Raw genomic sequence first — 14,068 nt, 5'->3', positions numbered from 1 at the left:
CATTCCACGCGGCCCTTTCTCGCACTTTGCCGCAGTGGCTACCGTCTGGGCGCCTGCCGCTCACGACATGCGGTAAACGGGTTCGGCAGGAAGGTCCGTCGCGTGGCCTGTCGTCGAAGTGGGTGCGGACTGGTCGATGCCTCTGCGGACTTCGCCTGCCACATGTTCCACTCGGGCATGGTCGCGTCGGGTCGAGGAGCGCAGCTGCCACGGCACGCTGGTGACCATCACCGACGGCTCGAAAAGCAGCCGGCCCTTGAGCCGAAGCGAGCTCTGGTTGTGCAGCAGGTTCTCCCACCAGCGGCCCACGACGTACTCGGGGATGTAGACGTTGACGATGTCGCGCGGTCCACTCCTGAGTTGCTTCTTGATGTAGTCGACGACGGGGCGGGTGATCTCCCGGTATGGCGATTCGATGACCTTGAGCGGGACGTCGACGTCGAGTGCCTCCCATTCCTGCATCAGCGCTCGCGTCTCCGCGTCGTCGACGTTCACAGTCAGAGCCGTCAGCGTGTCCGGCCGTGTCGCCTTGGCGAACATCAGCGCTCGCTGAGTTGCCTTGTGCCATCCGGAGACGAGCACGATCGCATGGGTTCTGCTGGGCAACTTCGGCTCGTCTTCGCCCTCGTGCACGGTGCGCAGCTCCTCGCGCACGGCCGCGTAATGCCGGTGAATGGCCTGCATCATCACGCAGAGCACGGGAATCGCGATCACCACCAGATACGCGCCGTGCGAGAACTTGGTGATCATGACGACGATGAGCACCACCCCGGTGAAGCACGCGCCGAAGGCGTTGATCGCGCGGGCACGGTGGATGCGGTACCGCTGCCGACGTGATTCGGCGTTGCGCAACATCGCATTCCAGTGCGACACCATGCCCGTCTGGCAGAGCGTGAACGAGGTGAAGACGCCCAGGATGTAGAGCTGGATCAGCCGGGTCGTCGAGCCGTCGAACGCATAGATCAGGCCCCCTGCGATGACGGCCAGCAGGATGATGCCGTTCGAGTAGGCCAGCCGATCGCCGCGGGTGTGCAGTTGCCGGGGCAGGTACCGCTCCTGGGCCAGGATCGAGCTGAGCAACGGAAAGCCGTTGTATGCGGTGTTGGCGGCCAGGATCAGGATCAGCGCGGTGGCCGCCTGGATGTAGAAGAACATCATGCTGTTGTTGCCGAACACCGCGGCGGCGATTTGGGCGATCACGGTGCGCTGCGCGTCGTTGTGGCAGTCGCCCGGGAAGCCGATCAAGTCGCACGCGTCCTCCACGACCCGGGTGTGCGAGACCAGTGCAAGGGCGGTGACGCCGGCGAACATCGAGATCGCCAGCCCGCCCATCAGCGACATCGTCTGAGCGGCGTTGCGGGCCTTGGGTTTCTGGAACGCGGGCACGCCGTTGGAGATGGCCTCCACTCCGGTCAAGGCGGTGCATCCCGACGAGAAGGCGCGCAGCGCCAGCAGGGCGATCGCCAGGGTGTTCAGGCCGGACTGCTGGGCATGGATGCCGTAGTGGGCGCTCTCGGCCTGGGGCGCGTCGCCGAGTAGCGCACGCACCAAGCCGATGACGATCATCGCCATCACGCCGACAATGAAGGCGTAGGTCGGCACAGCGAACGCTCGGCCGGACTCGCGCACTCCGCGCAGGTTCATCGCGGTGAGCAACACGATGAAGGCGATGTTGATCGCCACGCGATACGGATTCAGTTCCGGCACAGCTGAAATGATGTTGTCGACACCCGCCGCAACGGAGACAGCAACCGTCATCACGTAGTCGACCAGAAGCGCCGCAGCCACCACCAGTCCGGCGCGTGCGCCGAGATTCGTCGACACCACCTCGTAGGAGCCGCCCCCGCTGGGGTAGGCCTGTACCACTTGCCGGTAGGACAGCACCACCACGCCGAGAAGCAGCACGACGGCGGCAGCGATCCACGGCGTGAGGTAGAGGTACGCGAGTCCGCCCAGGGTGAGGATCAGCAGAATCTCCTGGGTCGCATACGCGACGGACGACAGTGGGTCGCTGGCGAAGATGGGCAGCGCAATCCGTTTCGGCAGCAGGGTGTGGCCTATCCGGTCGCTGCGGTACGGCCGTCCGACGACCAGGCGCTTGAGCAATGACGTCGGTGACGACACAAGATCGGAGCCTAATGTCGTTGCGCCACCGCGACTCGTCCGGAAGCCGTATAGATTCCGTAAAAGTGCACGAGTTCGGCGTGCCCGGTCACTCCCGGAAGCGGTAACCCATCCCGGCCTCGGTCAGCAGATGGACGGGGTGCGACGGGTCGTCTTCGAGCTTGCGTCGCAGTTGCGCCAGATAGACACGCAGGTAATGGGTTTCCTTCGCGTAGGCCGGGCCCCAGACCTCTTTGAGCAGCTCCTCGCGGCCCACCAGCCTCCCGCGGTTGCGCACCAGCGTTTCCAACATCCCCCACTCGGTCGGGGTCAGGTGCACCTCTGCGTTGTTCTTGGTGACCTTCTTCGCTGCCAGGTCGACGGTGAACGACGGTGTCTCGACGACGGGCTGGTCGGTGTCTGACGCGGCCGCGCCCCGGCGTACCGCGGCCCGCAGCCGGGCCAGGAACTCGTCCATGCCAAAGGGTTTGGTGACGTAGTCGTCGGCTCCCGCATCGAGAGCTTCCACCTTGTCCGAAGAGTCGGTGCGCGCCGACAGCACGATTACCGGTGCCGTGAGCCAGCCGCGCAGTCTCCGGAGCACCTCGACGCCCGACATGTCGGGCAACCCTAGGTCCAGCACAATGACGTCGGGCCGATGTTCGGTCGCCGAGCGCAGCGCCTGGGCGCCGGTGGCCGCGGTCGCCACCTCGTAACCGCGCACCGACAAGTCGATCCGTAACGCACGCAGGATCTGCGGTTCGTCGTCGACGATCAGCACCCGGGTCTTGTGCTGAGTCATGGCGAACCGGCCAATACCGGTGCTCCCAAATCGATTTCGATGGTCAAGCCGCCGCCGGGAGTATCGCTGGCCGAAATGGTGCCGCCCATCGCCTCGACGAAGCCGCGAGCCACCGACAGGCCGAGGCCGACGCCGATGCTGGTGTCGTGGTCACCGAGCCGCTGAAACGGCGCGAACAACTGCTCCCCGCTGCCGGGAGGGATCCCGGGTCCCTCGTCGACCACGGCGATCAGCACGCGGTCGCCGACGCGGCCGGCGGTGACTCGCACCGGGCTGTCGGGCGCATACCGTAGCGCGTTGTCGATGAGGTTCGCCAATACCCGTTCGAGCAATCCGCTGTCGGCCATCACGACTGCGCCATCGACGTCGACCTTGACGCAGTCGAGGCCACGCCGCCGAAACCCGGTGACTCCCTTGCTGATTGCCAGCAGGGCCTGCTGCACGGTTTCCTCCAGATACACGGGTCGCAGCTCGGGGCGCACCGCGCCGGCGGCGAGGCGCGACGAGTCCAGCAGATTGCCGACGAGCGCGGTGAGCTGGTCGACGGACTCCTCGATGGTGGCGAGCAACTCGGCGGTGTCTTCGGCGGAGAAGTCGACGTCACTGCTGCGCAGGCTCGAGACCGCGGCTTTGGCGGCGGCCAGCGGGGTGCGCAGGTCATGGCTGACTGCCGACAGCAGCGAGCGGCGGAGCGCGTCGGCCTGCGCGATCGCTTGGGCTTTGCCGGCTTCTTCGGCGAGTTCCCGTTGGCGGACGAGTCCCGCCGCTTGTTTCGCGACGGCGGTGAGCACGCGACGGTCGCGGGCTGCCAGCTTTCGGCCCGCCAGGAGTAGCCAGAATGCGTCGTCGCCGGCTTGGACTGCGGTGTCGGCAGTTTCGACGGCGACGCATGGATTCTCGCCCACGCATCCGACGATGCCCGTGCCTTCTCGCAGCAAGCTGACGGCGCGCTGTGAATAGGATTCGCGCACGCGCTCCAGCAGCGTATCGAGGTTCGCGCCGTGCAACACCGACCCGGCGAACAGTGTGAGGAGTTCTGCTTCGTGCGATGCGTGGCGGGCTTCGCGGGTGCGGTTGGCGGCATTGTCAACCAGCGCCGCGACAGCGACGGCGACGGCGAGCAGCACAACGATGGTGACGGCGGCGTCGGGCTCGGCGATGGCGAAGGTGTGCCGTGGCTCGGTGAGGAAGTAGTTCAACAGCATTCCCGAGAGCACGGCCGAAAGTACAGCGGGGGCAACGCCGCCCAGTAAGGCGACGATGAGCACACCGATGACGAACAGGGCACTCTCACCGCCGATGCCCATGACGCGGTCAAGCCATGCGACCGTCACCGCGCAGATCAGCGACGGCACCATGATCGCCGCGAGCCAGGAAATCAGGCGGTGGCGGCGAGGCGATAGCTCTGGGCGGCGGGACGTCTCGTTGGCTTCCGGATGAGTGACCATGTGCACGTCGATGGGGCCCGACTGCTGGACCACGGTTGCGCCGATGCCCTCGTCGAAGATGCGCGCCCATCGCGAACGCCGGGAGGTGCCGAGCACCAATTGGGTGGCGTGCACCTGGCGAGCGAAATCCAATAGCGCCGTGGGCACATCGTCGCCGACAACGGTATGCGTGGTGGCGCCGAGGCTGGCAGCGAGCTCGCGTATCTTGGCGATCCGCGGTGCGGAGTCGGCTGAAAGGCCTTCTCCGCGAAGCACATGCACCACCATGAGGTCAGCGCTGGACTTGGAGGCGATGCGAGAAGCTCTGCGCACCAATGTCTCTGACTCCGGCCCGGTGGTGACGGCGGCGACGACGCGTTCGCGCGCCTCCCAGGTGTCGGTGATCTGGTTCTCTTCGCGGTACTTCTCGAGGGCCGCATCGACTTGGTCGGCGAGCCACAGCAAGGCAAGCTCGCGAAGGGCGGTCAGGTTCCCGGGGCGGAAGTAGTTGGACAAGGCGGCGTCGACGCGGTCAGGGGAGTAGATGTTGCCGTGGGCGAGCCTGCGCCGCAACGCTTCTGGCGTGATGTCGACGAGCTCGATCTGGTCGGCGGCACGAACGACCTCGTCGGGAATCGTCTCCTTCTGCGCGATCCCGGTGATCCGCTCGACGACGTCTTTCATGCTTTCCATGTGCTCGATGTCTACGGTGGAGATCACGGTGATTCCGGCATCGAGGAGCTCTTCGACGTCCTGCCAGCGTTTGAGGTTCTTGCTGCCGGGCGCATTGGCGTGGGCGAGGTCGTCGACGAGCACGACGTGCGGCCGACGTTGCAGCACGGCTTTGACGTCGAGTTCCGGTACACGCCTGCCGCGGTACTCGACGAACTTGGGCGGCACCATCTCGATGCCCTCGAGCAGTTGCGCGGTCTTCTTGCGGCCGTGCGTCTCGACTGCCGCCGCGACGACGTCGGTGCCGCGCTCCAGACGGCGGTGGGCCTCGCAGAGCATGGCGTAGGTCTTGCCGACACCGGGAGCGGCGCCGAGGTAGATGCGCAACTCCCCGCGTTTGGCCGACGCGGAGCTCACGTGATCATCATCCCCCTGCGGCAGCGGTTCGCTCGCGATGACGGTGATCAATCCCGCGCGGTACCGTGCTGAGCGGGTTGCGACGCCCCCATAGCCCAATTGGCAGAGGCAGCGGACTTAAAATCCGCCCAGTCTGGGTTCGAGTCCCAGTGGGGGCACGGTATATGACCTGGTCAGGGGCGGTATTCGGTAGTTAGGACGGCTAGATACAGCTTCGAGGACGCGAAAAGGACGCGGCCGAGCAAGAGCAGACCCCTGCACGAGTTAGCTAGAACCGACGCCTCGGCTGATCCGTCCAGCGGCGTTACAAGCCGCTGTGGCGACGCTCAATCTCCCGGCGTACGGCCCGATACCTACAAATCGCTGCACGGGCCGTGCAGGCCGATGCCAGGCGGCGTGGGTTAGTCGTTTCGCGGAGGTACGCCCCGCCCGTCCAGACCCATCGGGTAGCGCTCACCGGGTTCGACGGGTTCGACGGGTTCGCGGATCGGCACGACACGCCCCGCCTTGGTGACGCGGACGTTGCCCATCGGCACGTCGGGGTGGGCTCGCTCGAACGACCGCGCGATCACGTCACCGCATGGGCCGCATACGTTCAGCATGTAGATGTGCGTTCCGTACGGAATGGCGACCAGCCGGGTCTCCATGCCTGCCATGCCGTTATCGCAGCCGTGCGAAGGGAAGGTCGCAGAGTCCGCCCGACCCAAACAGCCGGTGCCGTGTCTCGGCGTATAGGAAGAACACCGTTGGCGTGTAGTCGCCGCGCAAGACGTGAACTGTCTCAGGGCTGGCAACGATGGTAGCCATGGGAACTGACTGATGGTGCGGGTTGTCGGGGTCAAACGCCGGCCAGCCGTCCGCCAGGTTATACTTGTTCTTGTCGTCGTTGAAGGTGAGTAGCCTTCGGCGATGGCCTTCGCGCTGGCGCGCGCGAAGTTGGTCGAGCCGTTCGCGGAGTTCTGGGGTCAGCTCCCATGTGATCCATGCGTTCGCTCGGTTGTACTCGTCGCAGGCACGCCGAACCTCCATAGCCGACAAGACGTGCTGTTCAGCCTCTGCGCGGATCGCGGCGAGGGCGGTCTGCGCGTCGGCGCCCAAGCTAGCGGCGTAGTCGGCCAGCCAGGGCGGTCCGCTGACTACATCGGTCGTAACCGTCAGTAGTTCGTAGCCGCGCTGATCGCAAAAGCGTTGGAGCTCATCGCGTTGTGCCCCTAAGCCGTGGCCGTTGTTGCCTTGGTCCTTGGTGCTAACGCGGCAGTAGCCGATCACCCGCAGCGGTCCCGTGGTCGTCGTATTCACGTCCGCCTATGCACTCAAGGTGGAGTTCATGGCCTACACCGGCTTACGGGCATCAGAGGTCATGGGGCTAGAGGTTCAAGACCTCCAAATCACCACCCGCCCCGGCGAACCAGCTCGCGGCATCGTTCACGTCCGGCGAGCCAAGGAACGCAAGGCAGGGCAGTGGGTTACGGGGACGCCGAAGTCCAAGAAGTCGCGCCGGACGGTCCCGCTACCGGCGTGGCTCGCGGAGCGGATGGCCCGGTACCGCCGGGACGTACATCGCCGCTCACACGAGCCCTCAGCGCCGCTGTGGCCGAACCGGAAGAACGGGTGCGGCTACCGGGCGAAGGGGGAGCGGTACGCGGTCCCGTTGGACGCGTCCGAGCCCGTCGCTATCGGCACGTTTTACGACACCAACCTCAAGCCCGCCTTGGAGGCCGTCGGGCTACCGGCGAGCCGCCCAGGAGTACCCGCGACGGCTACCGCCCCGGCGATACCGGCGACTCGTGGCGTGCGGCTCCACGACCTCCGGCACACGTTCGCAGTGCTCCAGCTGTCGGCGGGTGTTCACTTCATGCAGGTATCAAAGTGGTTGGGCCACAGTACCTTCACGCTTACGCTACACGTGTACGGCGACTACATCCCCGAGCAGGACGGCGGACCACTTAACACGCTGCCCGAACCGCCCGCCCCGGGGGAGCCCGCCGACCTACCGAGCAATGTAGTGCCGCTGTTCGGCGTGAAGGCAAACTAACTCAGGCTGCCCGCCGCCTCAGTACGGCGGCAGCGATCATGTCGGCTATCTCCTCCACGGAGTGGCGCGCCGTCTCGAAACCGGCGAGGTCGGACAACATCCCGCTGTATTCCTTGACCTCTTTGAAGTCCACGCCGTGCGCGACGGGGATCAAGGTGTCCTTGCCGAGGAGTACTCCCAGCTCCCGCTCCGTCCAGAAGCGGCCCGCGATATAGGCGGGGGTTAGTAGCGCAATACCGCAGTGCGCCTTCGTGAGACCCCAGTCCATCTGGCGCGCCTGGCTTTTGCCGGGTTGGATAGCGACCTCATCGAACCAGACCCGAATGCCGAGAGCTTCCAAACGGTCGCGCAATTCGCGCCCGACCTCCGCGCCGTCAAGCCGGGCATAGCTGAGGAAAACATCCCACTCGCGTGGATCCTGCGCGGCGACTACCTCCGCAACTCGTTGTGCCAGCTGCGCCTCCTGCGGGCTGTACTGAGTGGAGTTGAGCCGTCGAGCCAGGTCGGCAATGACGGAGTTCTTCCGGGCATCGACCTGACGGTTGTGTTGGTTCACTTTCGCGATCTGCCGGTTGTGGTCATTGATCGCGCGGACGTTGTCGCGGTGATCCTTCTCGGCCCGCCGCCGAACTTCGTCGTTGTGGCGTTTTGCCTTCCGGTTGTACTCCTCGATCCGCCGCTGTTGCTCGCGCGCAGCCCTGCGCGCCTGTTCATTGACCTTGCGGACCCACCGCTGATACTCGCTGTTGGACATTCTCTTGTCTCTCTCATGTTGTTTGGCCGTAGCCCTGACAGAGGTCCACCACAGATCACCGGATAGCCGGGTCGTGACTCCGTTCCATCCCGTAGCATCGGCTCGTCCTAGCAGACACCCGAAGCCCTGTTGGAGGTCCCGCCTCGGCAGGGCTTTGGCGTTTCCTGGCGCAGACATAACGTCCACGGCTGAAACACTACATATAGGGGGTGGCAACCGGAAGGGATACCAGATGTTCTGAAGAACATTCTTGTAATTCCCTTGCCGGACTCTTAGCTTCGGCTAGAGGCAGCGCGGCGAGACCCGCTTAGAACAGCGTTTCGTTCTCGTCCGCGACCGTGAGTTTGTCGGCAGCAATGTACGGCAGGTACGTCGGCGGCATCTGCGGCCGTTTCCCGTCCAGCAACTCGGCGATGGTGATGTGCTGGAGGCGCGGGAAGACCTGACCGTTTGCCGGGTGCGCGTAGATGCCGCCCTTGTCGATCTCTTCTTGCACGCCCTTCGTGGCGGGCTCCAGGGTGATCAAAATCCCCATCGCGCCCTTCTGCGTGTCGAGCGTCCCCTTGAGATCACGAACCATACTGGGCGTCAACGTTTTCCCGCCCTTGACGGAGACGAGTACCCGACCTAGCTGACCTTTTACCCCGAGCGGGAAGCGTGCCACGCCGTCGATGCCCTTGTCGCCCACCTGCTTCTGGTTCGGCTCGGCGTTGATAAGCGACACGGCCCAGCGCTCGAAGTCGAACGGCGAATGGGAGAAGAGTGCTCTAGCGGCCGCAACGTCTTTCGGTATTCCGACGATGTCGAAGGTTCCCATGATTGAGTTGCCGTAGGTATGGCGCAGCCGCTTCGAGATCAAGTCCACTGCAATGTAGGTGATGTCTATCCCGATCCACTGCCGGTTAAGTCGCTGGGCCGCATCGACTGTCGTGCCACAGCCGCAGAAGGGATCCAACACAACGTCGCCCTCGTCGCTCGAAATCGCAAGTATGCGCTCAAGCAGCGCGAGAGGCTTTTGGGTGGGGTAACCGAGCCGTTCCTTAGCTTGCGAGTTGATCGGGTCAATATCCATCCACACGTCTTGCAGCGAGACGCCGGCAGCTTCATCGAGATACCGCTTAAAGCGCGGTACCGCACCGGGTTTCGGTTGAACAACAAGCCCTTGCTCGATGTACTCTTGCATCCTCGCTTTCGAGTACCGCCAATAGCGCGTGACGCCCATAACTTCGTACTGTGGGTTGCCCTTGGCCGCGCCGCCCGGTCCAGTCATATCCCATAGGCCGTACCTGCGGCCGGTGCCTTCTTCGATGTATGGGTACTTGCTGATGATGTACTCGTCTTTGTAATCGGTCGTTAAGTGGTTGAACTTGTACTTCGATGTCTTCGCGTACAGAAAAATCACGTCGTGGAGTCGGCCCAGGTGGCGGCTTCCCTGCTTGCGATCACTGTGGGCCGTGCTCCGTTTCCAGATGATCTCGTTAATGAACATTTCTGGACCGAAGATCGCATCCAATATGACCTTCAGGTAGTGGCTCATCGTCGGGTCGCAGTGGAGGTAAAGCGAACCGGTGGGTTTAAGAACACGGTGCAGCTCTTGAAGTCGTGGCGCCATGTTGACGAGATACGCCATGGCATCGTTCTCGCCGAGCAGTAGACGGTAGGCCGTTAGCGCGTTCGCGACCGCCATAGGCGCGTGGGTGACGAACTCGTTGTACTGCTGCTCCGTCGTATGGGTCCAGTGCCACGTATCTTCAAACGCTTCAATCTGAGCCTTGTTTTCATCCTCCGCTTTGCCGTTTTTGCTGAATATGACGGAGTAGTTGCGGTTGGAGTTGAATGGCGGATCAAGGTACACGAGATCGACAGACTCATCCTTGATGTACTCACGAAGGACGGCCAGGTTGTCGCCGTAGTAGAGCCGGTTTTTCTCCACGCTCGCACCCTATGTCGGGCTACCGACGCCGCGCTGCTACGCCACGCCCGCCGTCCCAGTCCGTCTAGGCGCGAAGTTAGCTGCGCGAGGACGCGACAAGGACGCGACCGAGGGCGGATTTGGACGAAACCGGGCACGAACTCGGACCGTACCGCCAACGCCCAAAGCGCCTTTGAACAGCGGTTTTGCGGCGTTTCGCGAAGCGTTTACCGAGGTCCCGAGGAGCCGCCTACCGTTCTTAACATCCGCACAGTGTGGGTTCGAGTCCCACTGGGGGCACCAAGCGAGTCTGCAGGTGAGGCAGTTCTAAGCGGCGATGACGGGCGTGGAAGCAAGTGCCCCGCGGGACGCCGAGTCCACACGGCGTCCACACCCAGCGTCATGCGCCACGTGGTCCAGCAGCCAACCCCCGGCTATCGCGCTGACTCGAAGGCCAGCACATCACGCTGAGGCCTCATGGTGTGGACGTTACGGTGCTAGATGTATGAGCTATCTAGCAAACGTCGCCTGTTGAACAGCAGATATACCGAACATCGTTGACGTTCGAGGGTTTTGGTCATACATTTCTGGGAGACATGTCCGTACCCGAGCCTGTCGGGCCCCAACGGAAGTTGAGACGTCGATGAACGCGCACAGCGCCGCCCCCAGCGTCTTCGACGCTGGCCTCCCCACGATCAACTACAGCCTCACCGCCACACCGAGAGATCTGCTCGATGATCTGCGAAGTGCGCAATCGCGCGCACCCATTGCCATTGGCCCCCTCGGCCCCGAAATTCTGTCCTACCAGTTGGCCCGAGATATCCTGCGCGACAATAGGTTTCGACTCCCGCCGGGTATCACTCTGGCGGCGCAGGGCATCACGTCAGGCCCGTTGTACGACAAGATGGCGAACAGCCTCCTGGGCCTTGACGGCGCACCGCATGTCCGGTTACGCAAATTGGTTTCCAAGGCGTTCACCCCGCGCGCGACGTCCCGCCTGACCGACACGATCCACGAGGTGGTGAATGGGCTGATCGATCGGGTGATCGACGCCGGCCGCTGCGACGTCGTCACCGACATCGCGCGTCGCTACCCGACTCCGATCATGTGCGCGCTGATCGGCGCGCCCCGCGAGGATTGGCAGCTATTCGCAGACTGGACAGAAGAGATCTTCAAAGCACTCAACTTCCAGCCGGACGCCACCTTCGATGAAGCTGCGATCATGCGCGCATGGAGCGAACTCGACGCCTACGTCGACGACATGGTCGCCGCACGCCGAACCAACCTCACCGATGATCTGCTCTCCGGACTCATCCGCGCCGAAAGCGACGGCGATCGGCTGAATCTCGATGAACTCCGCATGCTGGTGGCCGGCTTCTTGATGGCGGGAACGGACACCACGCGAAACCAACTGGCGGCGTCGGTGCAGGTGCTCTGCGAGCATCCAGACCAGTGGGCGAAGCTGCGCGACCATCCAGAACTCGCGATGCAGGCGGTCGAGGAGAGCATGCGCCACTCGCCGGCAGCTTGTATCGTGCCGCGGGTCGCCGTTGAGGATGCTGAGTTCGGTGGCTACATGTTCCCGGCAGGTACCTTCGTACTCGCAAACACCTTTGCCGCCAACCGAGATCCGGCGATCTATGACGACGCTGACCGCTTCGACATCGCGCGCAAGGATGTACCCCCAATTCTGACCTTCGGCGGCGGCGCGCACTACTGCCTAGGGGCCAACCTCGCACGCCGGGAATTGGCGGAAGCACTTGTAGTCCTGACACGACGTCTTCCTGCACCTCATCGTGTGGGTCCGGCCCCTTGGAAATCTGTGTTGGGAATGACCGGCCCGACAACACTTCTCATCGAGTTCGACGTCGAAATGCTTGTGACGGCGGATGCGTAGTCGCGGCTGGGCGGGGTCCACACCAGGCTCGGACGAGGAGGCGATCGCCCGCATTCTGGATGCGGTGGACGAAGTGGTCGCCGAACGCGGATCGGCGATGCGCCTTGCCGACGTCGCCCGCAAGCTTGGTGTCACTCGCCAGACGGTGTACCGCTATTTCCCGAATGCTGACGCACTACTGATTGCCAGCTCGATGCGTGCGGTCAACGGTTTCATCGACCAAGTTGTCGACCACGTCAGTGGACTCAACGACCCGGTCACTGCCATCGTCGAAAGTGTGTCGTTCGGAATCGAGAACCTCGCCGGCGATCCACAGCTGGAGAATCTGCTGACGCGGCGCCAGGAGGGTGAAGCCGTCACCTCGCTGACGTCCGACACAGCGATCAGCTTCTGCCTGTCGGTCTTTCACCGCTTCGATGTCGACTGGCGGCTGCACGGTTTCGACACAACCGCGCTGCGTGATCTTGCCGAAATGACCTTGCGCACAGTGCAATCCATGCTGACCGATCCCGGGCAGCCCCCGCGGGAAGGAATCGAACTGCGCCGCTTCCTTGCGCGATGGCTCGGCCCAGCGATCCTCTATCCACGGATAGCGTCGCTATCGATCCACGAACGATCGCATCATCGGACTGGCGCATCCGAGCAGCAATACAGAACCTCGCCGTTGTAACCGTTGTCCGAGGGAGGTCGAGGCTGCGCGTACCCAGCCGGAGATGGAAATCAATCGGTTCGCTTGGTCGCCCGATGCGGCTGGTCCGTTTTTCGCACCCGCCCAGTGTCGGTTCGAGTCCGACTGGAGGCACCACCCGCGCCTGGACACCAATGAACTTTCTCAAAAGCCCGTAGCACCCCGTTAACACCGATGTCGTACCATCCGCCCGGCAGAGTGCCGATGGCGATGGTGGTGCTCCGACGTCCGCGGGCGGGTTGGATCATGAGCAGCTGGGTGGTGCGGTGGTGGCAGCAGAGCGACCACTACGACTGGCTCAGTGGCTATGTCAGTTCGCGCGGCATGGACCGGTTATGGCGAACGATGATGGCGGCGACGATAGCGTCGCTGGCTGTGCTGCCGGCAGCAGCCTGCTACAGCTCCGCGGCGCCCGGTGATCTGTGGCCGGCACGCGCCTGCTCGGTCATCATCGTCGCGACATGCGCAGTGCTGGCGCTGTTGTGGTTGTGGCGCTGGCCCACCTGTCGGCAATCCATCTTCTTCGTCCTGGTCGCCGAGGTTGGTATCGCGGTTTCGTGTCTCGTACAGTCCGAGCCTTGGGCCGGTGTGCTGGGGTGTAGCGCGTTCGCCTTACTGGCCGGCTACATCGCGTTCTTCCACACCGCTCCCTACATGGTTCTCAACTTCGTGATCGCGACGCTCACCGCCCTGCTGCTCCTCGAGCAGGTAGCGCACCGCTCCGGGGCCTTACTGGCCGGGTGTGCTTTGGCGCTGATTCTGATGCTGAACACGGTCATACCTTTTGCGGTGCAGTCGATGGTGCATGCGCTCAGCGTCGACCTGCACCGCTCCAGCCGCGACGGATTGACGGGCCTTTTGACGCGTCGGGCTTTCCACGCCGCGGTGCAAACTCTGCTCGTTCAACACGGCGACTCCGGATTCCTGGCAGTGGCGATGATCGACCTCGACAACTTCAAGCAACTCAACGACAGCCAAGGCCACGCCGCCGGCGACGCAGCGTTGATCGAAGTCGGCAATGCGTTGCGGGCACACTGTCGGGCGACTGCGGTGATCGGGCGCGTCGGTGGTGAAGAATTTCTCATTGCCGACACCCTCACCGCCGGCGAGTTCCTCGAAGCACTCGAACAGCTCCGGCATGCGATCGCGATCAGTCCGCACCCGGTGACGGCAAGCATCGGCTGTGCCAGCGCATCACTGGAGGAGCGGACTGACGGCGGCAACCGACTGTTCGTCGAGGCGTTGATCGCAGCCGCAGACGCCGCCATGTATGACGCTAAACGCGCCGGTGGAAATCGGACACGAATCGCCAGGACCGCCCAGCCCGCAGTTGATTGAGCCAGGCTGCGCTCGTCGCCAGG

General features: G+C 63.7%; 11 protein-coding genes and 1 tRNA gene. 5 read left to right on the top strand and 7 right to left on the bottom strand.

Annotated features, from left to right (window positions below):
* Window positions 1–60: 60 nt before the first annotated feature.
* From AC5Y4C_RS19975 to AC5Y4C_RS19965, 3 genes are all read right to left on the bottom strand, one after another.
* Window positions 61–2,124 (bottom strand): APC family permease, encoded by a 2,064-nt coding sequence (locus tag AC5Y4C_RS19975; RefSeq protein WP_499964657.1) that lies wholly within the window; start codon window positions 2,122–2,124, stop codon window positions 61–63.
* A gap of 88 nt (window positions 2,125–2,212) precedes the next feature.
* Window positions 2,213–2,905 (bottom strand): response regulator, encoded by a 693-nt coding sequence (locus tag AC5Y4C_RS19970; RefSeq protein WP_499964658.1) that lies wholly within the window; start codon window positions 2,903–2,905, stop codon window positions 2,213–2,215.
* A complete protein-coding gene (locus AC5Y4C_RS19965; protein WP_499964660.1) occupies window positions 2,902–5,421 on the bottom strand; it encodes a DUF4118 domain-containing protein in 2,520 nt (839 codons plus the stop codon). Before AC5Y4C_RS19965 ends, AC5Y4C_RS19970 begins: the two co-directional genes overlap by 4 nt.
* A gap of 84 nt (window positions 5,422–5,505) precedes the next feature.
* On the opposite strand from AC5Y4C_RS19965, the gene AC5Y4C_RS19960 reads away from it, so the two are divergent.
* A tRNA-Leu gene (locus tag AC5Y4C_RS19960) sits at window positions 5,506–5,579 on the top strand.
* A gap of 243 nt (window positions 5,580–5,822) precedes the next feature.
* Here AC5Y4C_RS19960 and AC5Y4C_RS19955 read toward each other — a convergent pair.
* Both AC5Y4C_RS19955 and AC5Y4C_RS19950 read right to left on the bottom strand, forming a co-directional pair.
* Window positions 5,823–6,077, bottom strand: coding sequence for a hypothetical protein (locus AC5Y4C_RS19955; protein ID WP_499964662.1), 255 nt, complete (start codon window positions 6,075–6,077; stop codon window positions 5,823–5,825).
* 4 nt (window positions 6,078–6,081) lie between these two features.
* Complete coding sequence (locus AC5Y4C_RS19950; protein ID WP_499964664.1) at window positions 6,082–6,720, bottom strand: recombinase family protein; 639 nt, start codon at window positions 6,718–6,720, stop codon at window positions 6,082–6,084.
* A gap of 28 nt (window positions 6,721–6,748) precedes the next feature.
* Here AC5Y4C_RS19950 and AC5Y4C_RS19945 point away from each other — a divergent pair, with 28 nt between their 5' ends.
* The gene (locus AC5Y4C_RS19945) at window positions 6,749–7,456 is read left to right on the top strand and encodes a site-specific integrase (RefSeq protein ID WP_499964665.1); all 708 of its coding nucleotides are present in this window, start codon (window positions 6,749–6,751) and stop codon (window positions 7,454–7,456) included.
* 1 nt (window position 7,457) lies between these two features.
* Here the strand turns inward: AC5Y4C_RS19945 and AC5Y4C_RS19940 are convergent, their stop codons facing one another.
* Together AC5Y4C_RS19940 and AC5Y4C_RS19935 are read right to left on the bottom strand one after the other, a co-directional pair.
* Window positions 7,458–8,210 (bottom strand): toll/interleukin-1 receptor domain-containing protein, encoded by a 753-nt coding sequence (locus AC5Y4C_RS19940; RefSeq protein WP_499964667.1) that lies wholly within the window; start codon window positions 8,208–8,210, stop codon window positions 7,458–7,460.
* Between the two features lie 307 nt (window positions 8,211–8,517).
* Entirely contained in the window at window positions 8,518–10,143 is a 1,626-nt protein-coding gene (locus AC5Y4C_RS19935; protein ID WP_499964668.1) for a DNA methyltransferase, read from the bottom strand.
* A gap of 622 nt (window positions 10,144–10,765) precedes the next feature.
* Here AC5Y4C_RS19935 and AC5Y4C_RS19930 point away from each other — a divergent pair.
* From AC5Y4C_RS19930 to AC5Y4C_RS19920, 3 genes are all read left to right on the top strand, one after another.
* Window positions 10,766–12,019 carry a cytochrome P450 gene (locus AC5Y4C_RS19930; RefSeq protein ID WP_499964669.1) on the top strand — a complete coding sequence of 418 codons (1,254 nt, stop codon included), beginning with the start codon at window positions 10,766–10,768 and terminating at the stop codon, window positions 12,017–12,019.
* A complete protein-coding gene (locus AC5Y4C_RS19925; protein WP_499909427.1) occupies window positions 12,012–12,689 on the top strand; it encodes a TetR/AcrR family transcriptional regulator in 678 nt (225 codons plus the stop codon). The genes AC5Y4C_RS19930 and AC5Y4C_RS19925 overlap by 8 nt, the downstream gene beginning before the upstream one ends.
* Window positions 12,690–12,953: 264 nt before the next feature.
* Window positions 12,954–14,045 carry a GGDEF domain-containing protein gene (locus AC5Y4C_RS19920; protein WP_499964671.1) on the top strand — a complete coding sequence of 364 codons (1,092 nt, stop codon included), beginning with the start codon at window positions 12,954–12,956 and terminating at the stop codon, window positions 14,043–14,045.
* Window positions 14,046–14,068: the final 23 nt, after the last annotated feature.

The organism is Mycobacterium sp. NGS35, assembly GCF_059812855.1.
This window is presented reverse-complemented; position numbering and strand designations above follow the sequence as displayed.

Coding starts and splice junctions, on each gene's coding strand:
- AC5Y4C_RS19970 (WP_499964658.1), bottom strand. CDS start 2,905: ATGACTCAGCACAAGACCCGGGTGCTGATCGTCGACGACGAACCGCAG.
- AC5Y4C_RS19955 (WP_499964662.1), bottom strand. CDS start 6,077: ATGGCAGGCATGGAGACCCGGCTGGTCGCCATTCCGTACGGAACGCAC.
- AC5Y4C_RS19945 (WP_499964665.1), top strand. CDS start 6,749: ATGGCCTACACCGGCTTACGGGCATCAGAGGTCATGGGGCTAGAGGTT.
- AC5Y4C_RS19940 (WP_499964667.1), bottom strand. CDS start 8,210: ATGTCCAACAGCGAGTATCAGCGGTGGGTCCGCAAGGTCAATGAACAG.
- AC5Y4C_RS19930 (WP_499964669.1), top strand. CDS start 10,766: ATGAACGCGCACAGCGCCGCCCCCAGCGTCTTCGACGCTGGCCTCCCC.
- AC5Y4C_RS19925 (WP_499909427.1), top strand. CDS start 12,012: ATGCGTAGTCGCGGCTGGGCGGGGTCCACACCAGGCTCGGACGAGGAG.
- AC5Y4C_RS19920 (WP_499964671.1), top strand. CDS start 12,954: ATGAGCAGCTGGGTGGTGCGGTGGTGGCAGCAGAGCGACCACTACGAC.